Annotated in this window: 22 protein-coding genes; 19 read left to right on the top strand and 3 right to left on the bottom strand. The window is 54.4% G+C overall.

The window, feature by feature from the left end; translation table 11 throughout:
* Positions 1–120 precede the first annotated feature (120 nt).
* Complete coding sequence (locus tag PJDR2_RS18940; protein ID WP_041613517.1) at positions 121–702, top strand: hypothetical protein; 582 nt, start codon at positions 121–123, stop codon at positions 700–702.
* A gap of 42 nt (positions 703–744) precedes the next feature.
* Here the strand turns inward: PJDR2_RS18940 and PJDR2_RS18935 are convergent, their stop codons facing one another.
* A complete protein-coding gene (locus PJDR2_RS18935) occupies positions 745–1,653 on the bottom strand; it encodes a hypothetical protein (protein ID WP_015845329.1) in 909 nt (302 codons plus the stop codon).
* 207 nt (positions 1,654–1,860) lie between these two features.
* Here PJDR2_RS18935 and coaBC point away from each other — a divergent pair, with 207 nt between their 5' ends.
* From coaBC to spoVM, 12 genes are all read left to right on the top strand, one after another.
* Positions 1,861–3,096: a bifunctional phosphopantothenoylcysteine decarboxylase/phosphopantothenate--cysteine ligase CoaBC gene (coaBC, locus tag PJDR2_RS18930; RefSeq protein ID WP_015845328.1), complete on the top strand. Its 1,236-nt coding sequence runs from the start codon at positions 1,861–1,863 to the stop codon at positions 3,094–3,096.
* Positions 3,093–5,594, top strand: coding sequence for a primosomal protein N' (gene priA, locus PJDR2_RS18925; protein ID WP_015845327.1), 2,502 nt, complete (start codon positions 3,093–3,095; stop codon positions 5,592–5,594). Before coaBC ends, priA begins: the two co-directional genes overlap by 4 nt.
* Positions 5,595–5,627: 33 nt before the next feature.
* On the top strand, positions 5,628–6,113 hold the full coding sequence (gene def / locus PJDR2_RS18920; protein WP_015845326.1) for a peptide deformylase: 486 nt from the start codon (positions 5,628–5,630) through the stop codon (positions 6,111–6,113).
* Positions 6,114–6,117: 4 nt separating this feature from the next.
* Positions 6,118–7,068 (top strand): methionyl-tRNA formyltransferase, encoded by a 951-nt coding sequence (fmt, locus tag PJDR2_RS18915; RefSeq protein ID WP_015845325.1) that lies wholly within the window; start codon positions 6,118–6,120, stop codon positions 7,066–7,068.
* Positions 7,065–8,540 (top strand): 16S rRNA (cytosine(967)-C(5))-methyltransferase RsmB, encoded by a 1,476-nt coding sequence (rsmB, locus tag PJDR2_RS18910; RefSeq protein WP_015845324.1) that lies wholly within the window; start codon positions 7,065–7,067, stop codon positions 8,538–8,540. Before fmt ends, rsmB begins: the two co-directional genes overlap by 4 nt.
* Before the next feature lie 97 nt (positions 8,541–8,637).
* Positions 8,638–9,684 (top strand): 23S rRNA (adenine(2503)-C(2))-methyltransferase RlmN, encoded by a 1,047-nt coding sequence (gene rlmN / locus PJDR2_RS18905; protein ID WP_015845323.1) that lies wholly within the window; start codon positions 8,638–8,640, stop codon positions 9,682–9,684.
* 6 nt (positions 9,685–9,690) lie between these two features.
* Complete coding sequence (locus PJDR2_RS18900; protein WP_015845322.1) at positions 9,691–10,461, top strand: Stp1/IreP family PP2C-type Ser/Thr phosphatase; 771 nt, start codon at positions 9,691–9,693, stop codon at positions 10,459–10,461.
* A complete protein-coding gene (gene pknB / locus PJDR2_RS18895) occupies positions 10,458–12,662 on the top strand; it encodes a Stk1 family PASTA domain-containing Ser/Thr kinase (RefSeq protein ID WP_015845321.1) in 2,205 nt (734 codons plus the stop codon). The genes PJDR2_RS18900 and pknB overlap by 4 nt, the downstream gene beginning before the upstream one ends.
* The gene (gene rsgA, locus PJDR2_RS18890; RefSeq protein WP_015845320.1) at positions 12,649–13,575 is read left to right on the top strand and encodes a ribosome small subunit-dependent GTPase A; all 927 of its coding nucleotides are present in this window, start codon (positions 12,649–12,651) and stop codon (positions 13,573–13,575) included. The genes pknB and rsgA overlap by 14 nt, the downstream gene beginning before the upstream one ends.
* Positions 13,576–13,580: 5 nt before the next feature.
* Positions 13,581–14,225, top strand: a complete 645-nt coding sequence (rpe, locus tag PJDR2_RS18885) for a ribulose-phosphate 3-epimerase (protein WP_015845319.1) — start codon at positions 13,581–13,583, stop codon at positions 14,223–14,225.
* A 47-nt stretch (positions 14,226–14,272) separates the two neighbouring features.
* Complete coding sequence (locus PJDR2_RS32765; RefSeq protein ID WP_190276161.1) at positions 14,273–14,521, top strand: hypothetical protein; 249 nt, start codon at positions 14,273–14,275, stop codon at positions 14,519–14,521.
* Between the two features lie 143 nt (positions 14,522–14,664).
* Positions 14,665–14,745, top strand: a complete 81-nt coding sequence (gene spoVM / locus PJDR2_RS18875; RefSeq protein ID WP_010345573.1) for a stage V sporulation protein SpoVM — start codon at positions 14,665–14,667, stop codon at positions 14,743–14,745.
* Positions 14,746–15,192: 447 nt separating this feature from the next.
* On the opposite strand, the gene rpmB is transcribed toward spoVM, so the two are convergent.
* Positions 15,193–15,381 (bottom strand): 50S ribosomal protein L28, encoded by a 189-nt coding sequence (rpmB, locus tag PJDR2_RS18870; protein ID WP_015845317.1) that lies wholly within the window; start codon positions 15,379–15,381, stop codon positions 15,193–15,195.
* Between the two features lie 303 nt (positions 15,382–15,684).
* On the opposite strand from rpmB, the gene PJDR2_RS18865 reads away from it, so the two are divergent.
* From PJDR2_RS18865 to PJDR2_RS18845, 5 genes are all read left to right on the top strand, one after another.
* On the top strand, positions 15,685–16,044 hold the full coding sequence (locus PJDR2_RS18865; protein WP_015845316.1) for an Asp23/Gls24 family envelope stress response protein: 360 nt from the start codon (positions 15,685–15,687) through the stop codon (positions 16,042–16,044).
* A gap of 57 nt (positions 16,045–16,101) precedes the next feature.
* Positions 16,102–17,916, top strand: a complete 1,815-nt coding sequence (locus PJDR2_RS18860) for a DAK2 domain-containing protein (RefSeq protein ID WP_041613516.1) — start codon at positions 16,102–16,104, stop codon at positions 17,914–17,916.
* 24 nt (positions 17,917–17,940) lie between these two features.
* The gene (locus PJDR2_RS18855; RefSeq protein ID WP_015845314.1) at positions 17,941–18,795 is read left to right on the top strand and encodes a DegV family protein; all 855 of its coding nucleotides are present in this window, start codon (positions 17,941–17,943) and stop codon (positions 18,793–18,795) included.
* A gap of 11 nt (positions 18,796–18,806) precedes the next feature.
* The gene (gene recG / locus PJDR2_RS18850; protein ID WP_015845313.1) at positions 18,807–20,861 is read left to right on the top strand and encodes an ATP-dependent DNA helicase RecG; all 2,055 of its coding nucleotides are present in this window, start codon (positions 18,807–18,809) and stop codon (positions 20,859–20,861) included.
* Positions 20,862–20,935: 74 nt separating this feature from the next.
* A complete protein-coding gene (locus tag PJDR2_RS18845; protein ID WP_041613515.1) occupies positions 20,936–21,223 on the top strand; it encodes a stage VI sporulation protein F in 288 nt (95 codons plus the stop codon).
* Between the two features lie 263 nt (positions 21,224–21,486).
* Here the strand turns inward: PJDR2_RS18845 and PJDR2_RS18840 are convergent, their stop codons facing one another.
* A complete protein-coding gene (locus PJDR2_RS18840; RefSeq protein WP_015845311.1) occupies positions 21,487–22,185 on the bottom strand; it encodes an SOS response-associated peptidase in 699 nt (232 codons plus the stop codon).
* A 157-nt stretch (positions 22,186–22,342) separates the two neighbouring features.
* Here PJDR2_RS18840 and PJDR2_RS18835 point away from each other — a divergent pair, with 157 nt between their 5' ends.
* Complete coding sequence (locus PJDR2_RS18835) at positions 22,343–23,635, top strand: DUF2515 domain-containing protein (protein WP_015845310.1); 1,293 nt, start codon at positions 22,343–22,345, stop codon at positions 23,633–23,635.
* Positions 23,636–23,728: the final 93 nt, after the last annotated feature.

The following is a 23,728-nucleotide window of genomic DNA, read 5'->3' as shown; positions in this document are numbered from 1 at the left end:
CAACGGATTGTGTTCATGCACCGTCGATTCAAGTGTGGCTATAGAGCAGGAAAAGACTTGAAATGGCTTGAATTAGTAGGAGGATGTAATGAGATTATCCGTGAGGAGGCGGCTTTGACTGTGAAAGTAAAACCGGAGTTGGTTCTAGACGTAGCCGGCGTGATTGCGGCGAATTTTTCGCCGGGGTTTTGGCAGGAGCTTGTATTGCGGTATGGACTGCCATGCGACAAGCTGTCCCAATTCAAACAAGAGATCCGTGTGAGTTTGTGGACGGGCCATATAACCGAAGATGAATTTTGGGGCGAGATCTGCGGCCGGTTCCCGGCAATCGATAGGGATGAGGCTAGAATAAAGCTGTTGTCGCAAATTACGCCGCTGCCCGCCGCGGATCAAATTCCGGGCTGGAGCGAGCATGCCAAGATCCATCTGCTCAGCAACCACCGCTTGGAATGGCTGGAGCCTATCGTTGCCCCGCTCCGTCCATATTTGCACAGCGTGACCATTTCCAGTACAGCCGGCTGCTGTAAGCCGGATGCTCCAATCTACGAACGGGTTGAGCAGCATTTCGAATCAAAGGCGATCTTGTTCGTTGACGATCAGGCGAAAAACTTCAAGGAACCCGAGCTGCGCGGCTGGACGACTCTTCTCGCCGATGAGCAGGGTGACTGGATGAATCAGGTCAACCGGTTTCTCCAAACATAAAAGGAGCAAGCTCCCCTTGGGAACTTGCTCCTTTTACTTATCCTATTGTTTGGTCTCGAGGAATTTCTCGATGAATTGAAGTGCTTTTTCGGTGTTTTTGGAGCCTTCGCGAACGCTGGCGATATAATTGTCTTTGGCTTGCATCGGAATATTTCCGATAATCGGGCTGCCGGAGATTTTTACGCCGTACGTATGCTCGGCCTGATCCTCTTCCGTTTTTTGCTTGAAGCTGTCCTCCGGCTTAAGCAGCTTGGTAATGTCCGTCTGCGAGTCCAGATTCATGAACGCGCCTTGCGGGCCAACCCAGTTAAACGCAGCCGTATCCGTAATATAGATGTCCGGGCGTTCCGTCGCGAGTACGACCATGGCTTTTTGCTGGGAGGCAATGTCCATTTGATCCTTTGCATCCAGCGGTACATACGTGAAATTGACTTTAAAGCGCTTGAATTCCGGGAACTGCTTAATGAGCGCTTCTTCGATATCCGCTTCTTCGGTCTGCTTGCCCGTGCTGTCGCTCATGTAATACTCGCCAAGGAACATAATGGACAAGTCTACCGGCGGAAGCTTGGCGAGACGCTCCTGCTCAGCCCGGTGGTCCAGGTAGCTGTTAATGCCAACGATAACAAGAATGATGGCAATGATGCCGCCAAGCACGTGGAACTTGTAGTAGCGCCAGAAATGGTCTACTTTCTCCGCGGAGCCGGCCATTTTTTTGTACTTGCCGTATTCCTGCTGGTTGAATGCCTCATTGGCTTTCCGGTTGTCTTCGCCGAGGATATACCGGTAAGCGCGCGTTACTTCCTCAAAGTCTGCCTGGTCGGTTCCGTCCGGGTTCTCTCTTTGTCTTGCCCGAGCTTGTCGCATTAAGGTGGTGTAACGCTTATCGACCTCTTCTTTCGAAGCGTTTTCAGGAAGACCCATTGTTTCGTAAGCTCGTTTCAGTTCGTCCATGGAGTTGCTCTCACCTCTGTTAGGATTAGAAAAAAAATAATAGCTACTCTCTAGTATACGGATTTGAATAGAAGATTTCCATTCCTCCATCTGGGAATGGCGCAGGCTACAAATTAGGATGACCTATGGTATGATAGGAAAAAGCGCGAATGGGTCTCACCTAAACGGTCAATACATAGATTAACGGCATAAATCGGGGGAAACAGTATGTTGAGAGGAAAAACGATAGTATTAGGCATTACCGGCGGCATTGCAGCCTATAAAGGCGCGGCGCTCTGCAGCAAGCTTGTTCAGGCAGGGGCCGAGGTCCATGTCATTATGACGGAATCGGCAACCAAATTTATTACGCCGCTCACGCTGCAGACCTTGTCCCGCCATCCGGTGCACATCGATACGTTTGACGAGAAAGACCCTTCGGTCGTCACTCACATTGATTTGGCGGACCGTGCCGATCTGGTCGTAATTGCGCCTGCAACTGCGAATATTATTGGGAAAGTGGCAAACGGCTTGGCCGACGATATGCTGAGCACAACTCTGCTTGCAGCAACAAGTCCGGTTCTGGTCGCTCCGGCCATGAACGTACATATGTATGAGCATCCGGCGGTTGTCCGCAATCTGGAGCTGCTGGCATCCCGCGGCGTGATGTTTGTGGAGCCGGGAACGGGTCAGCTTGCTTGCGGTTACGTGGCAAAAGGCCGTCTTGCGGAACCGGAGGATATCGTCATTGCGGTACATTCCCTTCTGAAAGCGAAGGAGCATGGAACGCTTGCTGGCAAGCGCGTGCTGGTAACGGCGGGAGGCACGATGGAGCGTCTTGATCCGGTCCGTTATTTAACGAATGATTCTTCCGGCAAAATGGGCTTTGCCATCGCGGAGGCCGCCAAGGTGATGGGGGCTGAGGTTACGGTTATCGCGGGAAGAACATCCGTTGATCCGCCAGCCGGCGTGAAGGTTATACGGGTAGAATCGGCGCGGCAGATGCTTGATGCCGTGCTGGAACGGTTCGAAGAATCGGATATTGTGGTTAAATCGGCAGCCGTAGCGGATTACCGTCCGGTGACCAGACACGGTCAGAAGATCAAGAAGTCCGGCGAAACCTTAACGCTTGAGCTGGAGAAGACGACGGATATTTTGCAGACGCTTGGCGAGCGGAAGACGCATCAGCTCTTGATCGGTTTTGCGGCGGAGACGGAGCAGCTGGAGAAGTACGCCATGGACAAGCTGAAGCGAAAAAATGCCGATCTTATCGTGGGCAACGATGTCAGCCAGGAAGGCGCAGGCTTTAACGGGGACACGAATATCGTACAGTTATACGGACCAAGCGGATTAATTGAAGCGATGCCGCTGCTGTCCAAGCGCGAGACGGCTCAGCGCATTCTGACGATTGCAGCCCGGCGCCTTTCGGAGGGAGCTGCCCAAAGCGGAGGTCGGGGCGAAGAATGATTGCCAAAGTGATCGTAGACGTGCCGAGCCGACAAACGGACCGGCCGTTTGACTATAAAGTGCCTCCCGGCATGGAGAACTGGATTGAGGTCGGCAGCCGGGTAGGCGTTCCTTTTGGCCCACGGGTCCTGCAGGGCTTTGTCATTGAGCTCGCGGAGACGGCGGATGTGGATCCCATGAAGCTTAAGGCCGTATCCGAGCTGCTTGATCCGGTTCCGCCGCTGCTGCCCGATCTGATTGAGCTGGCCAAATGGATGAGCGACAAATATTGCTGCTCATGGACGACGGCGCTGCAGGCCATGATTCCGGCCGCTCTGAAAGGGAAAGCGGAACGGTATATCAGTCTGAACGATGATCCGGATTATACGGCAGAGGACTACGGTCTGACGGCGCTGCTGCCGGAGGAGATGCTGACGTGGATCGGCAGGCAGAAGCAGCTTAAGCTGGAAACGCTGCAGCAGCGGTATCCGGAGCAGACGGCAGCTATAAAAGAGGCGCTCCGCGACGGGCTGCTTCAGGAGCAGACTTCGATCCGCGACCGTCTGGCGATCCGAAAGGTGCTTACCGTGTTTCCGCCGGATGATGAAGCTGCGGCACGCGAAGCGCTGGCGAACTTTCCAGCCCGAGCCGGGAAGCAGCGGGAGCTGCTCGCCTTCATGCTGGAGCGCGGCGAGGCGATGCCGCTGCAGGCGCTGCTGGCGGAAGCAGGCGGTTCGCCTGCCAGCGTTCGGGCGCTTGCGGACAAGGGCCTGCTTGGCCTTCATGAGGTAGAGCAGGAACGGGATCCGTACGCAGGCCGGGATTTCGAGCGGACCGTACCGCTGCCGCTTATGCCCGGCCAGCAGGACGTGTACGAGCGGATTGCCGGCACGGTAAGCCGCGGCGAGCCGCAGGTATTGCTGCTTCATGGTGTTACGGGAAGCGGCAAGACCGAGGTCTATATGCAGTCGATCCAGCATTGCCTGGAGCTAGGCAAGCAGGCAATAGTGCTGGTACCGGAAATTTCGCTTACTCCGCAGATGGTGGAGCGATTCAAAGGACGCTTTGGCGAAGCCGTCGCCGTGCTGCACAGCCGGCTGTCGAACGGCGAGCGTTATGACGAGTGGCGCAAAATCCGGAGCCGCCGCGTACAGGTCGCAATCGGCGCTCGTTCCGCGATTTTTGCACCTTTTGAGCGGATTGGGCTTATTATTATTGATGAAGAGCATGAATCCTCCTACAAGCAGGAGGAGAGCCCGAAATACCATGCGCGGGATGTCGCGGTAAGGCGCGCAAGGCAGCATGGGGCAGCGGTTGTGCTTGGCTCAGCGACGCCGTCGCTGGAATCGTTCGCCGCCGCCAGCCGCCAGCCTGCGCCCGGCAAGGAGTCGGCTCTGCTGCCAATGCCGGAGCGGGTCGGCAGCCGTCCGATGCCGCCGGTGCAAGTCATTGACATGCGCGGCGAACTGCAGGACGGCAACCGGTCGATGTTCAGCCGGAAGCTGCATGCCGCGCTGGCCGACAGGCTGGAACGCGGCGAGCAGTCGGTGCTGCTGCTTAACCGGCGGGGCTATTCCACCTTCGTGATGTGCCGCTCCTGCGGTTATACGGCTGCTTGTCCGCATTGCGATATTTCGCTGACCTACCATCAGAAATCACGGGCGTTGCGATGCCATTATTGCGGGCATGCCGAGCTGGCTCCGAAAGAATGCCCGTCCTGCAGCAGCGAGCATATCCGCTATTTCGGGACAGGGACGCAGCGGGTAGAGGAAGAGCTGGCGAAGCTGTTCCCGGGGATCCGGGTGATCCGGATGGATGTGGATACAACCTCCGAGAAGCATTCTCACGAGAAGCTGCTGAAGCAATTCGGCGAGCGGAAGGCCGATGTGCTGCTGGGCACGCAGATGGTCGCGAAGGGACTCGACTTTCCGTACGTTACGCTGGTTGGCGTAATAGCCGCTGATACGTCGCTCAATCTGCCGGACTTCCGTTCGGCGGAGCGGACGTTCCAGCTGCTGACGCAGGTAGCGGGACGCGCCGGGCGCCATCATCTTCCCGGGGAGGTTATCATTCAGACGTATTCTCCCGAGCATTATGCCATTCTTACCGCCCAGCATCATGATTATGCCGCATTTGTGCGGGAAGAGCTGAAGCACCGGAGCGTGATGGGCTATCCGCCTTATTGCCGGCTGGTTCTGGTGACGATGTCGCATGAACAGCTGCCTCTGCTGTCTTCGGTCAGCGAACAGTTTGCCGAGCGGCTTAGGGGGCTGGCGTCGGATGAAGGGGTTCTTGGCCCGCTTGAAGGCGGTCTGCCAAGGGCGATGGATATTCTTGGGCCGGTCGCCTCGCCAATTTCTAGAATGAAAGATCGCTACCGTTTTCAATGTGTGATAAAATATCGTGGAAACATCGACATACCCGCGCTGCTAAGGCATGCAATGGCGCCTTTTGTGGAGGGCTCACAGGCAAAGCTGGTGCAGTTTAGCATCGATGTCGACCCACAAGTCATTTTATAAAATAGATAACGATTGTAAAGGAAGGTAACGGCCATGGCCATTCGTATTATTGTGAAAGAACCCGATCCGGTGCTCCGCGAGACGGCAAAGGAAGTAACGAAATTCAACTCCAATCTGCAAAAGCTTCTGAAGGATATGGCAGAGACCATGTATGACGCGGACGGCGTAGGGCTTGCGGCTCCGCAGATCGGCATATCGAAGCGCGTCATTGTTGTGGATATCGGCGACGAGACAGGTCTGATCTCGATGGTTAATCCCGTTATTGTTGAAAATGAAGGCGAGCAGGTTGGTCCGGAGGGCTGCCTCAGCATTCCGAACCTGAACGGCGACGTAAAGCGTTACGAGCGGATCGTTATAAACGGGCAGGACGGGGAAGGCAATCCGTTTACGGTAGAGGCAAGCGGCTTCCTCGCGGTTGCGTTCCAGCATGAGATTGATCATCTGAATGGCATTCTGTTCACGGATATTGCGCAAAATGTATATGACATTACGGCAAGACAAAGAAAAGGCGGCGAGTAAAGGAATGCGTATTGTATTTATGGGAACGCCGGAATTCGCCGTTCCTTCTTTGCGGCTTTTGATCGAGCAGGGCTACGATGTAGTTGCTGCCGTGTCGCAGCCAGACCGACCGAAAGGACGCAAACGCGTGTTGACGCCGCCTCCTCTGAAGGAAGCGGCTCTTGCATTTGGCCTGCCGGTCCTTCAGCCGGAGCGGATGCGCAGCGCTGAAGCGGTTGCGGCCATCGCCGAGCTTCAACCGGATCTGATTGTTACAGCCGCTTACGGACAAATTTTGCCGAAGGCGCTTTTGGACATCCCGCGGCTTGGCTGCATCAACGTGCATGGCTCGCTGCTGCCGCGCTACCGCGGCGGTGCTCCGATCCAGCGCTCGATTATTAACGGCGAGACGGTTACCGGCGTAACGATTATGTATATGGCGGAAGGTCTCGATACCGGCGATATGATCAGCAAGATTGAAGTTCCGATTACGGACGAGGATACTTCGGGTACTTTGTTCGAAAAGCTGAGCGCTGCCGGCGCTGAATTGCTGGGACGTACGCTCCCTGCCCTTCTTGCAGGCGAACTGCAGGCCGAGCCCCAGGATAACGAACTGGCTACGTATGCGCCAAACTTAACGCGCGAGGATGAGCGGATCGACTGGAGCAAGCCGGCGCGCAGCATCTTTAACCAGGTACGCGGATTATCTCCGATGGCAGGCGCTTTTACATACCTGAACGGCGAAGTGTTTAAAGTATGGGCATGCGCGAAGCCTGACGGCAAGGCGGGTAACGAATCCGCTGCTCCGGGTACCGTAGTTGCCGCAAGCACCTCCGGTATTGACGTACAGACCGGTGACGGGCTGCTTCGCTTGCTTGAGGTTCAGCCTTCAGGCAAGCGGGTTATGACGGTTGCGGACTGGCTGCCTGGCGCACGACTGTCTTCCGATGCTGTATTTGGCGGTGGCGAAGCATGAGCGAACGGGAAACTTTTAAATCGCGGCCAAAGCGGAAGCCAGGCGGAAAAGGCCATGGCCGCGGACCTGGACAGGAGGGGCGCAAGGAACAGCGCCCGGCACGCGTCCGTACGCCGCGCGAGCTTGCGCTTGATACCCTGGTAAAGGTGGCGGAGACTGGTGCGTACAGCAACCTGCAGCTCAACCGTGTCCTGCAGGAAGCACAGCTGCAGCGCGCGGACGCTGCTCTTGTAACCGAGCTCGTGTACGGAACAATTCAGCGCCAGCTGACACTGGATCATTGGCTTGGCAAATTCGCGGCCAAAGGGCTGCGCAAGCTGGAGCCTTGGGTCCATCAGCTATTGCGCATGAGCGCTTATCAATTGCTGTATCTTGACCGTATTCCGGCCCATGCTGCGGTGAACGAGGCGGTAACCATTGCAAAGCGCAGAGGACATCAGGGAATTTCAGGAATGGTGAACGGCATTCTTCGCAGCATTGACCGGAACCGTGCAGAGCTGACGGTTGATGCCATCGCGGACAAGAATCCTGTCGTGCAGATCTCCGTCAGATATTCTTATCCGGAGTGGCTGGTTGAACGCTGGGTCAAAGCATACGGCGCGGAAACAGCCGAAGCGATCTGCGCTTCGGGCAATGAGCCGCCGCATGCCAGCGTTCGCGTCAATCCGCTCCGCTCATCGCGAAACGAGGTGCTTAGCCTGCTGACCGAACAGGGCGGCGATGCTGAAGCTTCAAGACTTGCGCCTGCCGGTATCGTAGTGCGACGCGGGGGCAATCTGGCCGATACGGAAGGCTTCCGCGATGGTCTCTGGACGATGCAGGACGAAAGCTCCATGCTGGTTGCCGAGGTGGTCGCGCCTAAGGCGGGCATGCAGGTGCTGGATTGCTGCGCGGCGCCGGGCGGGAAAACAACCCATATGGCGGAGCTGATGAGCGGCAAAGGCAAGGTCTATGCCAACGACCTTCATCCGCACAAGCGCCAGCTTATCGTCGATCAGGCGGTACGTCTCGGCCTTCAAAATATCGAGGCGATCACCGAAGATGCCGGCAAGCTGGGCGAACGGTTTGCCCCGGCTTCGATCGATGCGGTGCTGCTGGACGCGCCATGTTCGGGTTTTGGCGTTATCCGCCGCAAGCCGGAAATCAAATGGACGAAAACAGCCGGCGATGTCGCCGAGATCGCGGCGATTCAGCGCCGGCTGCTCGGGGCTGTGGCAGGACTGGTTAAGCCTGGCGGAACGCTGGTGTACAGCACCTGTACGATTGAGAGTACCGAGAACGAAGAACAGGTGGCGGTTTTCCTGAAGGAGCATCCCGAATTCCAGCTTGACGCGGAATGGCCGGAGGAAGCTCTCGCGCCGCTGCGCGAGAAAGGCATTATCGACAGTTCATTCGACGGACAAGCGCAGCTGCTTCCGCATCATTACGGCAGCGACGGTTTCTTTATTGCCCGTCTCCGCAGACGCCCGTAGGGCCCTTGTGGCTCGGCATGGGCGTTTGTGGTAAAATAAATCATCAGCGCCGGCATAACAGGCGCGCTATTTCAGAGTCAGGTGTGATAATAAGAAGATGAAACCAATAATTTATGACTATAACCTCGACCAGCTTCAAGACTGGATGAAAGAGAACGGCGAGCCGGCTTTCCGCGGCGGACAGCTGTTCGATTGGCTGTACGTTAAGCGCGTGAAGAGCTTTGAAGAGATGTCCAATCTGCCGAAACCGCTTCGCGAGAAGCTGGAAGAATCCTTCCAGTTCGTGACGCTGTCGGAGATAACAAAATTCGAGTCGAAGGACGGCACGGTCAAATTCCTGTTTGGCCTGCATGACAACCATGCGATCGAGACCGTTATTATGCGCCATGAGTACGGCAACAGCATCTGCGTAACGACGCAGGTAGGCTGCCGGATTGGCTGTACCTTCTGCGCCTCGACGCTTGGCGGTCTGAAACGCAATCTGACCGCCGGCGAGATTGTTGCGCAAGTGGTAACGGCCCAGCAGATGCTGGATGCCACAGGGGAACGCGTATCAAGCATCGTTATTATGGGTTCCGGCGAACCATTCGAAAATTATGACGCCACGATGACCTTCCTGCGTATTATGATTCATGAGAAGGGTCTGAATATCGGCCAGCGCCATATCACCGTTTCGACAAGCGGTATCGTACCAAGCATGTATAAATTTACGGAAGAGAATACGCAAATCAACCTTGCCATCTCGATCCATGCGCCTAATGACAAGCTCAGATCCAAGCTGATGCCGGTTAACCGCCGCTTCCCGTTCGAGGATGTAATGGCAGCCTGCCGCAATCATATTGCGAAGACCGGCCGCCGCATCACGTTTGAATACGCCTTGATCGGCGGCGTTAACGACCAGGCTGAGCATGCTCAGGAGCTTGCCGACGTGCTTCAAGGCATGTTGTGCCATGTCAACCTGATCCCGGTTAACCACGTGCCGGAGAGGAACTATGTACGCACGCCGCGCAATGACATTTTCGAATTCCAGCGCATTCTGGAAAAGAACAAAATCAATTGCACGATCCGCAGGGAGCAAGGCCATGATATTGCGGCTGCATGCGGCCAATTGAGGGCGAAACATATGGAGTCCACGACGAGGTGATCACGGTTGATTACGGCAAACCGAAGCGATGTCGGACGAATTCGTCATATTAACGAAGATCGTTCGTGGGTAGGACAGCTGGATAACGGCATTACTTTAGCGATTGTCGCCGACGGAATGGGCGGCCATCAAGCCGGGGATGTAGCGAGCCAGCTGGCGGTTAATACGTTCAGAGACATGCTCGAGAAGAGCGCGTCGAAGGCGGATTTATCGATGCAAGAGGGGAAAATGCTGATTCGCCAGGCGCTTGTCATGGCTAATGACGTCGTCTACGATATGGCATCACGCAACGAGCAGTACTACAATATGGGAACGACAATCGTAGCTGCCCTGTACAAGGAACAGCAATTGATTATCGGGCATATCGGGGACAGCCGCGCCTATCTCATTACCGCAGATGGAATTGCGCAATTGACGGAGGATCATACCCTCGTCAATGAACTGGTCAAATCCGGCCAGATCAGCCTGGAGGAAGCGGCGCATCACCCGCGCCGCAATGTTATTACCCGTGCTGTTGGCACGGACGCGCAAGTCGAGGTAGATATTTATACCGCAGCTTTGTCCGATAACGATGTTTTGCTGCTCTGCAGCGACGGTCTGACCAATATGGTCAGCGACGAAGAGATGCTGCAGACGGTTCGTGAGGAAGGGCTGGGATTGGATGATAAAGCGGATCGCCTCATTCAATTGGCGCTGCAAGCCGGAGGAGACGACAATGTTACGGTCGTGCTTCTTCAGGAGGAAAGCGCTGCTTATCGAGGAGGTGACAACGGATGATCGGACATCAATTAGGTGGTCGCTATGAAATTTTAACGAGAATCGGCGGAGGCGGAATGGCGCTTGTCTATAAGGCGCATGATATTCTGCTGAACCGTAATGTCGCAGTAAAGATTCTGAGACAGCAATTCGTCCATGACGAAGAATTTATTCGGAGATTCCGCAGGGAAGCGCAGTCGGCTGCCTCTCTGTCTCATCCGAATGTCGTCAGTATTTACGATGTAGGACAGGAAGAGGATACTCACTACATCGTAATGGAATATATCGAAGGTCATAATCTTAACGAAATTATTCATGAGCGTGCGCCGCTGCAGGCCGACGAAGCGGTGCGTATTGCCGTGCAGATCTGCGATGCGCTGGAGCACGCCCATCAGAATCATATTATTCATCGCGATATTAAGCCTCATAACATCTTGATTGGCAAGAACGGAAGAGTGAAGGTAACGGACTTCGGGATTGCCCGTGCCGTAACTTCCTCTACGATTACGCAGACCGGATCGGTTGTCGGTTCGGTTCATTATTTTTCGCCTGAGCATGCCAAAGGGATCAGCACGGGGGAGAAGTCCGACCTGTACTCTCTCGGCATTGTGCTCTACCAGATGCTGACGGGGAAGCTTCCGTTCTTCGGAGAAAGCCCGATCAGCGTTGCGCTCAAGCATTTGCAGGAGGAGTTCGAGGAGCCTAGGAAGGTGAATCCTCACATTCCGCAGAGTGTGGAAAACGTGATTTTGCGCGCGATGCGCAAAAACCCGAATGAACGCTATCAATCGGCCCGCGAGATGCTTAACGACCTGGATACTTGTCTTAAGCCAAGCCGTTTGAGCGAGCCGAAGGCGACGTTCACAAGCGGCAGCGATCTCGATGAGACACGCGTGATGCCCGCGATACGGGGCGATATGCTCGCCTCTGCGCAGCAGTACGAATTAACGCCTGTTCCGCCGCCTGTTGAGGCATCCGCTCCCCTTGAGCGAGCGAATAAGGCTGCTGCTGCATCGAGTCAGCCGGAAGCGGAATGGAAAGACGAGAAAGCAAGCGGAAAGCCTAAAGGCTGGAAGCGCCCAACAACGATCGTAGCGGTAACCCTGGTCATATTAGGCTTGATTATATGGGGCTTCTTTGCTCTGTTGAACAAGCTTGACGTGCCGGAAGTGGACGTGCCTTTCGTAGTCGGCAAGCAGGAGGATGTAGCTAGGGCTATGCTCGAGGAAAAAGGGCTCAGGGTCAAGGAGCCCGTTATTCACGAGTTTATGGGCGATGTGCCTGCGGGCCAGGTCTTTGCGCAGGACAAGGCCAATATGCGGGTGAAGGAAGGCTCTTGGATTCAGCTGTCCGTCAGCGACGGTGCCGTGCTGGAGAAGATAACCGACTATAAGGGCAAGCAGCTGCAGGAGGCCAAGGATGATCTGATAGCGCTCGGCGTGCCTGATGATCAGATTTCAGCGGAGCAAGTATTCAGCGATCAGGATCCGGGCACGATCATAAGCCAGACGCCGGAGTTTGGCTCGGAATTCGATCCGAAGACGGCGACCGTCAAGTTTATGGTGAGCAAAGGCCGCGAAACGATTCCGATGCCGAATCTGATCGGCCATACCGTTGCCGAAGCCAAGGATATCGTGAAGTCCAACGGGCTGGTCCTGCAGGATGACGACATTCTGGAAGAGCCAAGCTACACGCAAAGCAAAGGATCCGTTATTGACCAGAATCAGTTCAAGCCTAACGATCCGGTGCCTAAAGGATCGAAAATAACGATTACCGTAAGCTCCGGTCCGCCGAAGGATGCGAAGAACCATACGTTCAACGTAACGATTTCGCCGGCCGAAGCGGGGAAAACAAGCGAAATCCGGATCGTATATTCCGATGCTCGCGGTCAGGATATCGAATGGGGCAAGCGCCAAATTCAAGATACCCAATCCTTCCCCGTGCAAGTCATTTTGGCGCCGAATACGGAAGCCAGAGTGACGGTATACCGGGATGGTCAATTCGTGGATACGCGCACGATCACTTATGAGGAGCTGGCGCAAGGTTCGAATTCCTCTTCGCTTACCATACCGGGATCCGGCAACAGCAATAACGGCGGCACTAACAATACAGGCACGGAGACCAGTACCGACCCGACAGAGAAAACCGAAAGTCCGGATCAGCCGGCAAATGCGGATCCGACAGAAAGCACTGACAACGGAGGCCAAGATGAGCAGCAATAGTGAAGCCAAGGGAAGAATCGTCAAGGCGCTCAGCGGTTATTACTACGTATTGCCGCATGATGCGGAATCGCCGGGGCAAACGGTGCAATGCCGTGCTCGCGGCGTATTCAAGAAGAGAGGTTTAACGCCGCTTGTAGGCGATGACGTGGTGTACAGCTTAACGGAAAACGGGGAGGGAACGGTAGAGGAACTCCTGCCCCGCTCTTCCGAGCTGATCCGGCCGCCGGTCGCCAATGTCGATCTGGCTATCCTTGTCTTCTCCGTGACGGAGCCTACCTTGAATTTGCAGCTGCTTGACAAATTCCTCGTCCATATCGAGCATTCGGGTATTGAGGCGGTGCTCTGCTTAAGCAAGCAGGATTTGGAGCAGAACGGCGAAGAGACGGAAGAAGCCATAGCCGCTGCCGAAGCGGTAAACCGGATTTACACGGCTATTGGCTATGAAGTATACGGAACCAGTTCTCGCCAAGGCGTAGGCGTTGAGGAGCTGCATGACCGCCTTAAAGGGCATGTAGCGGTCTTCGCGGGTCAATCGGGCGTAGGCAAATCCTCGCTTCTGAACGCTCTTGTGCCGGGCCTTGAGCTCGAGACAAACGAGATCAGCAACAGACTTGGCCGGGGCAAGCATACAACGCGCCATGTAGAACTCGTCGAGATAGGCGGCGGTTACGTGGCGGATACGCCGGGCTTCAGCCAGCTTGATTTCACGGAGCTTGGCATTGAGGATCTGGGGTATTGCTTCCGCGAGATGCGTGAGCTTGCGCCGGACTGCAAATTCCGGGCCTGCACCCATGTGCATGAGCCGGGATGCGCAGTGCTGAAGGCGGTCGAGGAGGGCTCTATCGCGCCTAGCCGCCATCAGAACTATTTGACGTTTATGACGGAAATGAAAGAGAGAAAGCGGAGGTACTAAACCATATGGCAATTATCGCACCATCTATCCTGTCGGCGGATTTCGCACGGCTTGGAGACGAGATCAAAGCAGCGGAAGAGGCAGGAGCGGATTGGATTCACGTCGATGTTATGGACGGGCATTTTGTGCCGAACTTAACATTCGGTCCTCCGGTTATCGCGGCGGTACGTCCGGCTACAAAGCTTCCATTTGACGTGCATCTGATGATTGAACGTCCGGAGCTGTCGATTCCGAGCTATGCAGCCGCTGGAGCGGACCGGATTACGGTTCATGCCGAAGCAACGGTACACCTGCACCGCACGATCCAGCAGATCAAGGATCTAGGTCTGCCTGCCGGCGTTGCGCTGAATCCAGGCACGCCGTTGTCGGTTCTGGAACATATTCTGGGGGACGTTGACCTGATTCTAATTATGACGGTTAACCCTGGTTTTGGCGGACAAGCCTTTATCGAGGAGTCGCTCAATAAACTTCGCCAGCTGCGCAAAATGCTTAATGAACGCGGCCTCGGCCATGTTCATGTGCAAGTGGACGGCGGTATTAACAGTGTTACTGCTAAGCAGGTTGTAGAAGCCGGTGCGAATGTGCTTGTTGCAGGCAATGCCGTATTCGGGGAAAGGGATCGCGCGGCCGCGATTGCTGCGCTTCGGTAACGAGTGTGGATGAGGATTTCGAGTTAGAGGAAAGTATTTGGAAGAAATTGTTCTGGATCGCTTTTTACGCGATAACAGCAGGCGTTCTGCTTGGGCTTTTTACGGCCATCAGCTCGCCTATCAAGTACGTCTGCTCCCTGGTGGCTTTGTATGTCGCCATCAAATGCTTCAAGCGTTTCTCTACCTGGGGACCGCGGATTTCCTTTATCGTTTCTGCAATAATCGTTTATTTTGCTACGGCTCTGGTGATCGCGATCGTGGTCTACATGCGGGATAATCCGATGCCGGCAGGCTAATAGAATACTAGCTGGAGCTTTGGAATAGGACAGCTTAGCATCGCATAGGATGGTTACATGAACGAAGGTTCGTGTAGCCATTTTTGCGTTTATATTATTGGTACACATCCAATTTCGATGAGCGTGTCTGAGGAGGGATGGGCATGAAATTTTACACGATCAAACTGCCGAAATTTCTGGGCGGATTCGTAAAAGCAATATTGAATACCTTCCAAAAAAACTAGGTCCGATGCACGGCTTAACGAACGATCGTGGGCAAGGCAGAACGGTCCCGCCATTTAGTGACGGCGGGAGGCGTTCTGATCCGGAGAATTCTGAGCCAAATTATAAGAGTAAACTTATAGATCCTTAGAATTCAAGGCAGAACGGTCCCGCCATTTTAACGGCGGCGGGAGGCGTTCCGATCCGTAGAATTCTAGGCCATCTTATAAGAAAACTCTTATAAGTCCTAGAATTCAAGGTGAAACGGCTCCACCATTCAGTGTCAGAGGGGCGGGTCGCATTCGGAGAAGTGAACAAAGAAAAAGCACCTGAGCTCAGGTGCTTTTTGTCTAAATATAAGAAAGTATAAACAAGTATACGACGCTTATATTTCATAGCGAAACGTTTGCTGCGCCGCCAAATTGACGGCGTCAGCCGTTTGCGCTAGACCGCTTGGTTAAAATCCGGAATTAAACGCGAGTTACTTTGCCGGATTTCAGTGCACGTGTGCTGACATAAACGCGTTTCGGTTTGCCGTCTACCAAGATGCGAACCTTTTGCACGTTTACACCCCAAGAACGACGGTTTTTGTTGTTTGCGTGGGATACATGGTTGCCTGTACCAGGCGATTTACCAGTAATGAAACATTTGCGGGACATGAGTACACCTCCTTAAGTTTGTGCCGCAAGAAAGCCGGGCTTTCCTGCAAGCATGCGCTTAGAGTTTGCTTTTTGAGCGATTAGCTGCATTGTTAGCACAAGCTGTATTTAAAAAATACCTGGGTCAAGCCTGCACATAAACATACTTGACTATCGTATCACAATTGTTGTGTATCAGCAACTTAAAACTACATGAAATGATGGATTTTGTCATCGTTTTTACCTTGCGCCCTTCTATAATGAAGCGGTTTATAGTACAATAATCCTTAGTCCATATTATTTACGGTAAAGGAGTGTATTCCCATACCACTGCAGATTAAGAACGAGCTTGGACAGATAATTGTGAATGATGATTGCATTGCAGTGATTGCAGGCTCTGCAGCCATGGATTGTTATGGGCTTGTAGGGATGGCTTCCCGCAAACAGCTTAAGGATGGCATCGCCGAGCTGCTCGGCAGAGAGAACATGTCGAAGGGTGTCGAGGTACGCCGGGAGAATGAACAGCTCCATATTGAATTGCATATTATCGTAAGCTACGGCACGAAAATTTCCGAAGTCGCGCATAATATACAGAACAAGGTTAAGTACGTCCTAAATGATGTAATTGGTCTTCAAGTGGACCAGGTCCATATATTTGTTCAAGACGTAAGGGTATCTACTTAGTCAATGCTTACGAAGTTAGAATTGCTTTTGCAATTCTTTTAGGAAGGGGAATTGTCGTTGAGTAAGCGCTCCATTAACGGATCTGATTTTACCGCCATGGCACTGCTCGGTGCGGAGTATTTAGAAAGAAATGTAGACCGGGTTAATGCATTAAATGTGTTTCCGGTGCCAGACGGAGATACGGGTACGAACATGAATCTAACGATTGTCTCGGGGGTTCGCGAACTGCGAAACAAGCCGTCCGCCCATTTGGGAAAGGCCGCTGAAGCATTGTCCAAAGGACTTCTGATGGGGGCAAGGGGCAACTCGGGGGTTATTTTGTCCCAGTTATTCCGCGGCTTTGCCAAATCGCTCTCCAATCTCGAAGAAGCCGGGACGCTGCAGATTGCTGCCGCCTTCCAAAACGGCGTTGATATGGCTTATAAAGCGGTCGTGAAGCCGGTCGAAGGAACGATTCTTACGGTAGCAAGAGAAGCGGCCAAGCATGCCGTTCAGTATGCCCGCAGAACGAGTGATGTCGTTGAACTGATGCAAGAGATTCATGCGAAGGCAAATGAAGCGCTTCAGCGCACGCCGGATCTGCTGCCGGTATTAAAGCAGGTTGGCGTTGTTGATTCCGGCGGACAAGGTCTCGTCTTTATTTACGAGGGCTTTGTTCAGTATCTGACGCATAGCGGTACGATTCAAGAGAAGGTATTCGCATTCCCGTCTGAAGCGGCAGCACCTGAAGAAGTGGCTGCAGCGCAGCCGGCTGCGGCGAACAGACCCTCGGCCGTTGCAAGACCGTCCGTGCCGGCATCTGCGCAATCGAAGCTGGCGACTGAGGATATTGAGTTCCTTTACGATATGGAGTTCTTTATCAATCGCAAAATCAGCGGGAAACCTGCAACGTTTTTTAATGAATACGCTTTCAAGAAGGCGCTTGAAAAAGACGGCGATTCGATTCTCGTCATTGCCGACGACGTTATTATTAAAGTGCATGTCCATTCCCGCAAGCCTGGCGATGTATTGAACCTTGCAATGGCTTATGGCGAACTGACGGACTTCCACATTCTGAATATGCGGGAACAGCACCGCGATCTGCTTGAGCATGAAGCGGCGGCGGAGCCATTTGCACCGGTACCCGAGTATGCGCTGACCGGCGATATTTCGTCGACGGAGCTGCTGGCAGGACCGGCTGCGCAGGTGGTCGCGCCGGAGCAGCTGCATGAGCTTGCGCCATTCGGCATCATTGCGGTTGCGCTTGGCGAAGGCATCGCGAATATTTTCCTCAGCAACGAGGTGGATATCGTATTGTCCGGGGGGCAGACGATGAATCCGAGCACCGAGGATTTCGTGAACGCGATTGAATCGCTGCCGGCAGAGCATATCTACCTGCTGCCTAATAACAGCAACATCATTCTCGCGGCAGAACAAGCCGCAGAGCTGAGCGGACGCGAAGTAACGGTTATTCCGACAAAAACGATTCCGCAGGGCTTGGCAGCGATTCTTTCCTTCAAGGAAGAAGAATCGGCGGAGCGTAACGCAGCATGGATGAAGAACGCGGCGGAGCAGGTCGTATCCGGCCAAGTGACGCAGGCGGTACGGAATACGTCGATTGACGGCGTAGACATCCAAGAAGGCGACTATATGGGGATTAAAGAGAAGACGATTGTCTCCTCCAAGCCAACCTTGCTTGAGGCTTGCCAGCTGCTAATGGCGGCTATGGCCGAAGAGGGCGGCGAGCTGCTTACGATCCTGACCGGCGAGGATGCGAAAGAATCCGATACAGCCGAATTATGCGAATGGATCGAGGAGGCATACCCGGATATTGAGCTTGAGGTTCATGCCGGCGGCCAGCCTTTATATCCTTATTTGTTCGCTATGGAATAGCCATAATAAGTTGGGAGGGGACGTATGGGGAACATACGCATCGTGACCGACAGCGCATCGGACATTCCACTCGCGCTGAGGCAAGAGCTCGGCATTGAGATGGTTCCGCTGAAAATTCTGTTCGGAGAAGAGACTTACTATGATGCCGTTACGATTAATACGGAGCAGTTTTTCGAGAAAGTAGCGTCATCACCGGCAATGCCTACTTCGTCCCAGCCATCACCGATGGAGTATCAAGAGGTATACGAACGCATTTTGCAGGAGGACCCCGGGGCGTCCATTATTTCGATTCACTTGTCGGGTGCGGTCAGCGGGACTTACCAGTCGGCCGTTATCGCCAGCTCGATGATTGACGGGGACCCGGATATTACGGTTATCGATTCAAAAACAGCTTCTTACTCCTATGGCATGCGCGTGGTAGCAGCGGCCAGAATGGCTAGGGAAGGGGCTTCGAAAGAAGCGATTATGGCCGAGATCGAGCGGATGCAGCGGGAAACGCAGCTGTATTTTCTCGTGGATACGCTTGAATATTTGCAAAGAGGAGGACGGATCGGCAAAGCTTCCGCTCTTATCGGATCTATTCTTAATATTAAGCCGATTCTGTCGCTCGACAAAGAAGGCATGGTATATGCCGTAGATAAAATGCGCGGTACAAAAAAAGCAATGGCGCGGATTATGGATATGCTTGGCGATGCTTGCGGCCAGGATCCGGTCATTGTAACAATCGCCTGGAACACGAATAAGGAAGCTGCTTTGGAATTCCTCGAGCTGATCAAGGGACGCTTCAATGTTCAAGGGGTTGAATACGCAACCGTTGGTGCCGTAATCGGAACCCATGTGGGTCCCGGCACGATGGCTGTGTTCGTGCGCAGAGTGTGAGGTAGAGAACAATGACGCTGGAACAGTATTCGGTCCGGCAAATTAAAGGCGTGAGCGCTCCGAAGGAAGAAGAGCTTCACGCCTTTGGCGTACACACGGTCGCCGATTTGCTGGATTATTTTCCATTTCGATATGAAGATTACCGTATTCGGGAGCTTGCCGAGATCAAAGACGGCGAGAAGGTGACGGTTCAGGGGACGATTCGCGGGAACGGGATTTTGCAGCGGTACGGAAAAAACAAATCGCGCCTGACCTGCAAAATCGAGGTTGACCATATGCTGGTGACGGCTGTCTGGTTTAACCGTCATTTTCTGCAAGGACAGCTGACGCCGGGTAGAGAAATTATGCTGACGGGCAAGTGGGAGCAGCAGCGCCTGCAGATGACCGTGTCGGAATCCGAATTTGCGGACAAGTCTACAGGCATGGTGAAGTCAGGCACTCTTCAACCGGTCTATTCCGTAGGCGGAGGGATTACGCAAGCCTGGATGCGCAAGACGATCAAGCAGGCGCTTCTCCAATACGGCTCCATGATTGAGGAAGTGCTGCCGCATGAGCTTGTTGAGCGCCACGGGCTTATGGCAAGGCGTGATGCCGTGCAGCGGATTCACGATCCGGAAGAGGTTAAGGAAGGCCTGGAAGCCAGGCGGCGGATGGTCTATGAGGAGCTGTTTCTTTTTCAGCTGAAGCTGCAGGCTTACCGTTCTTTGACGCGGAAACGCGGGGATGGCATTGTTCATCAGGTGAACGGGGAGACGATCCGCAACTTTGCGGCTACGCTTCCTTTCGAGCTGACGGACGGCCAGAAGAAGGTTGTTAACGAGATTATGTCCGATATGCGCCAACCGGCGGCGATGAACCGCCTGCTGCAGGGGGATGTCGGGTCCGGCAAAACGGTCGTTGCGGCAATTGCGCTGTATTGCACGATCAAAGCCGGCCATCAAGGGGCTCTTATGGTGCCGACGGAGATTCTGGCCGAGCAGCATTTGCGCTCGCTGCAGAAGCTGTTTGCGGATACGGGGATTGAGGTCGCTCTCCTGACGGGCAGCTTGACGGAGAAGAAGCGCCGCGATGTGCTTGCCGGGCTGCAGATGGGCATGATCGATATTCTGGTCGGCACGCATGCGCTTATTCAGGACGATGTCTTTTTCCGCAGCCTGGGGCTTGTCGTGACGGACGAGCAGCACCGGTTCGGGGTGAATCAGCGGAGTATTCTGCGCCGCAAAGGGATGAATCCCGACGTGCTTACGATGACGGCCACTCCAATTCCGAGGACGCTTGCCATTACGGCCTTCGGGGACATGGATGTGTCCACGATCAAGGAGCGTCCGCACGGCCGGAAGCCGATTAAGACGTATTGGGTTAAGCATGACATGATGGAACGCGTTCTTGGCTTTATCCGGCGTGAGGTTGGCGAGGGACGCCAGGCGTACGTGATCTGCCCGCTGATCGAGGAGTCGGATAAGCTGGATGTGCAAAATGCGATTGATCTGTACGTGCAGATGCAGCAGGCTTTTCCGGATTTGAAGGTCGGGCTTCTGCACGGCCGGCTGTCGGCTTCCGAGAAGGACGAAGTGATGCGCGGGTTTGGCGCCAACGAGACGCAGCTGCTTGTTGCGACAACGGTCGTTGAGGTTGGTGTCGACGTTCCGAATGCCACGCTTATCATCATTATGGACGCGGAGCGGTTCGGGCTTTCGCAGCTGCATCAGCTGCGCGGGCGCGTCGGGCGCGGGGCGCATCAGTCGTTCTGCGTGCTGGTGGCCGATCCGAAGTCGGAGAACGGACGCGAGCGAATGAAGGTGATGACGGAGACCAATGACGGCTTTGAGGTGTCGCGCCGGGATCTGGAGCTGCGGGGACCGGGAGACTTCTTCGGGACGAAGCAAAGCGGCTTGCCGGAGTTCAAGATCGCTGATATGGCGGCGGAATACGAGATGCTGGAGCTTGCCCGCGATGATGCGGCGGAGCTTACCGGACGGGATGATTTCTGGACGAATCCGTTGTTCGAACGGATGCGTGTCCAACTGCTGAAGGATCAAATTTTTCAAGGGGAACAGCTCGACTAAGCAATATCTTCCCTCTTGCGGCATATAGTTAAACGATCGAATCATCGGAATGCCGGATGGAGGTGTTAGCCGAAGTGAGTTACCAAAAGTACGGCATTCGGCCGCAATTGGTCGAACGCGTCAAATTCAAATTAAAAAATCCGGTCGTTAAGGACCGGATGCGGCTGTTGCTGGGCAATGTCACGAAGTATGATCTGCAGGACCGGGTAAAGGTGCGGAAGCTGGTGAAATCAGCGACTTCTATTTTACAGGAACCGCTGACGGATATTCAGGAAGAACAGATTATCGATTTTGTCCTCGGACAAAAAATAGATCCAAACAACACCTTCCATTTGCTGAAGCTATGGGGGATGTTCCGCTGACCGCTTGCGGTCGGCTTTTTTTTATTTAGCGAAAGACACTGGCTGCCTACGTTGGAGTTTATACAGCAGATGGGTGCACTTTGCCCAGTAATTGAAGCTTTGTTGGAATTCATCCAGTATAATCCAGACATTTGAGCGAAAAAAGTTCATCCGGGTGATATTTATTGGAGTGAATCCAACCTAGCGCGGGTTATCTGCCACTTCGGCATTTTACATTGGATGAAATCCAATGAAGTGGTCCCCTTTACAGTCCTACCCGTAATCTACCACAGATGCAGCTGGCCGCCCGGGGCTGCCGGTTCGATGCATTCGGCGGTGTCATTCTTGACGCTCCCGACTGCCGGGGATACCGGATAGGCTTCGAGCTCTTCCGCCGCATACGGCAGGAAAAGACGCTGCAAGGCCTGCGGATCCTGTACGGTACGGTCGAGCCAGAAGGGCTCGTCCTCCGGACGCAAAATGACCGGCATGCGGTCGTGAATCGGGGCCATCAGCTCGTTGGGAGAGGTCGTCATAATGGTGCAGGTGCTGATTGTTGTTGTGCCGTCCGGCGCAAGCCACGACTCGTACAGACCGGCCATGCTGAAGACGGAGCGGTCCTTGCGGACAATACGCATCGGCTGTTTGCCGCCGTCCGTCTTTTTCCATTCGTAGAAGCCGTCTGCCGGGATCAGGCAGCGCTTGCGGCGGAGCGGCGTCTTGAAGGCCGGCTTATCGGCGGCTGTCTCGGAGCGGGCATTGAGCATTTTATTGCCGATCTTCGGATCGTCGGCCCAAGGCGGAACAAGTCCCCACTGCAGCTCGCCGAGCCGGTTACGCTGACCGTCATTAATAATGGCAAGCACCTGCTGGCCTGGCGCTACGTTATATTTGGGACGATGGTAAGGCACCTTCGTCTCGCCGATCATATAACGGATCATCAGCTCCTCGAGCGATACGGTGATGGTATATCTTCCGCACATGGCCAGTCCTCCTGAAAAGTTTTTTGGGAATGAAAGTGAGTTTTGCGGAACAAAAATACAGCTCCACAAAACTTGTACGTTCTTTGCTTTTTATTATGCATGAACAGGCGGCCTGACGGCAAATACTTGTGTTACCAGGATAGGAGGAGGGCGGTCGATGTTGAGCAGGGGGAGAAGGCGCGGCCGCACCGGACTAAGGCTCCGCAAAATCAAACAATTCTTTTCTCTGCCTGCTGCGGCATGGGATTATGCGGTAGGCAAATGGCATGGCCTGGAGGCTTCGCATGAGATGCTCGCGGAAGCAACTCCGCTGAAGCTCGCCGAGGATACGGTTGCCGAGCTGGAGGAAGAGTGGCGGAAGCTGGAGGAGCAGCAGACGGAGCCCGTGACGAGCGCTTGGAGCGGGGAAGAGAAGATCCTTATCGAACGGATTCGGGCGGAGACCTCCCGTCTTAACCGCAATAACGTGTCGCGGACGGAAGCCTACCGGCTGATGTATCAAAGTCATCCGGAGCTGCACTGGGCGATGTTAGCCCATCTCGTATCCCGCAACGGCGGGTGGAATATGACCGATCTGGCTGGCGAATGGCTGCCGCAGCTGCTCCCGGGCGATAAACGGCAATCGGTCTTTCTGCTGCTGGAGCATGCGAATACGTTTATTTTTGGCGATGCCTATCCGCAGCTGCTGCTCTACGAGGAGAGCGTTCGCGTTCAGCGTCCGTTGTTTCATTTGCTTCCGGCTTTTGGGGTAACGCGGTTTATGAGGCCGGTATGGGAGCAGTTCTGGCGAAGGCGCGATTCCGTACCGCTGACGGTTGCGCTTATTGTGAACGAGCAGCATTTCATTGAGCAACGGGTAGTGCAGGACGATTACTTCCGCAAAAACGTGATCGATACCTTCTTCTTCGGCATGCAGTCGCTGCTGCAGCTGAACGCGGTGATGTTCCCGTACCATACGGTAGGGGGGCGGGAGCTGCGGCTGGCGGGATTAATCATGGAGGATTTCGACGATGTGTCCGAACGGATTGAATTCGGCAAGTCGTTGTATGCCGTTTTGTTTGGCGTGCCCCGGGTACGGGAAGGGGCGCTGGCCTTTGCGGCGAATGCGCGCCATACCGGGTCAAGGGCGGATTATGCCCCGCATCTATTCGCCCGGATACGCCGGGAGCTGCCAACAGCGCTGTACAAGGAGCGATTGCTAGGCGGCAAGCTGCTGCCGGGAGCGGCGCCGCTCTACAGCCCGGAGCTTCGCGATGCCTGGGCGAACCAGAAGCTTGAGACGGCGAAACGGGAAGACTGGTTCGGTTCGGCTGGCGACATCATGCCGTATTTCCGAAAGCTGAAGCTGCCCCGCAGCTTTGAACTGACAAGCGAGTACGGCCTGCTGCTCAACAAGATTGAGCTCGCCGTGCTTGCTGCCCAGCAGCTGAGGCAGGAGGAGGATCCTTGAAAACGAAAAGAAGCCTGCTGTTCCAACCCGAACAGTAGGCTTCTTTTTGCTGTTTCAAGGGCAGGATCGGCTTCTGGCCCAACTGTTTGAAAT

The organism is Paenibacillus sp. JDR-2 (assembly GCF_000023585.1).
Taxonomy (GTDB): Bacteria; Bacillota; Bacilli; order Paenibacillales; family Paenibacillaceae; genus Pristimantibacillus.
Note: the sequence above shows the minus strand (reverse complement) of the source record. Positions and strands in the feature narration are given on the sequence as shown.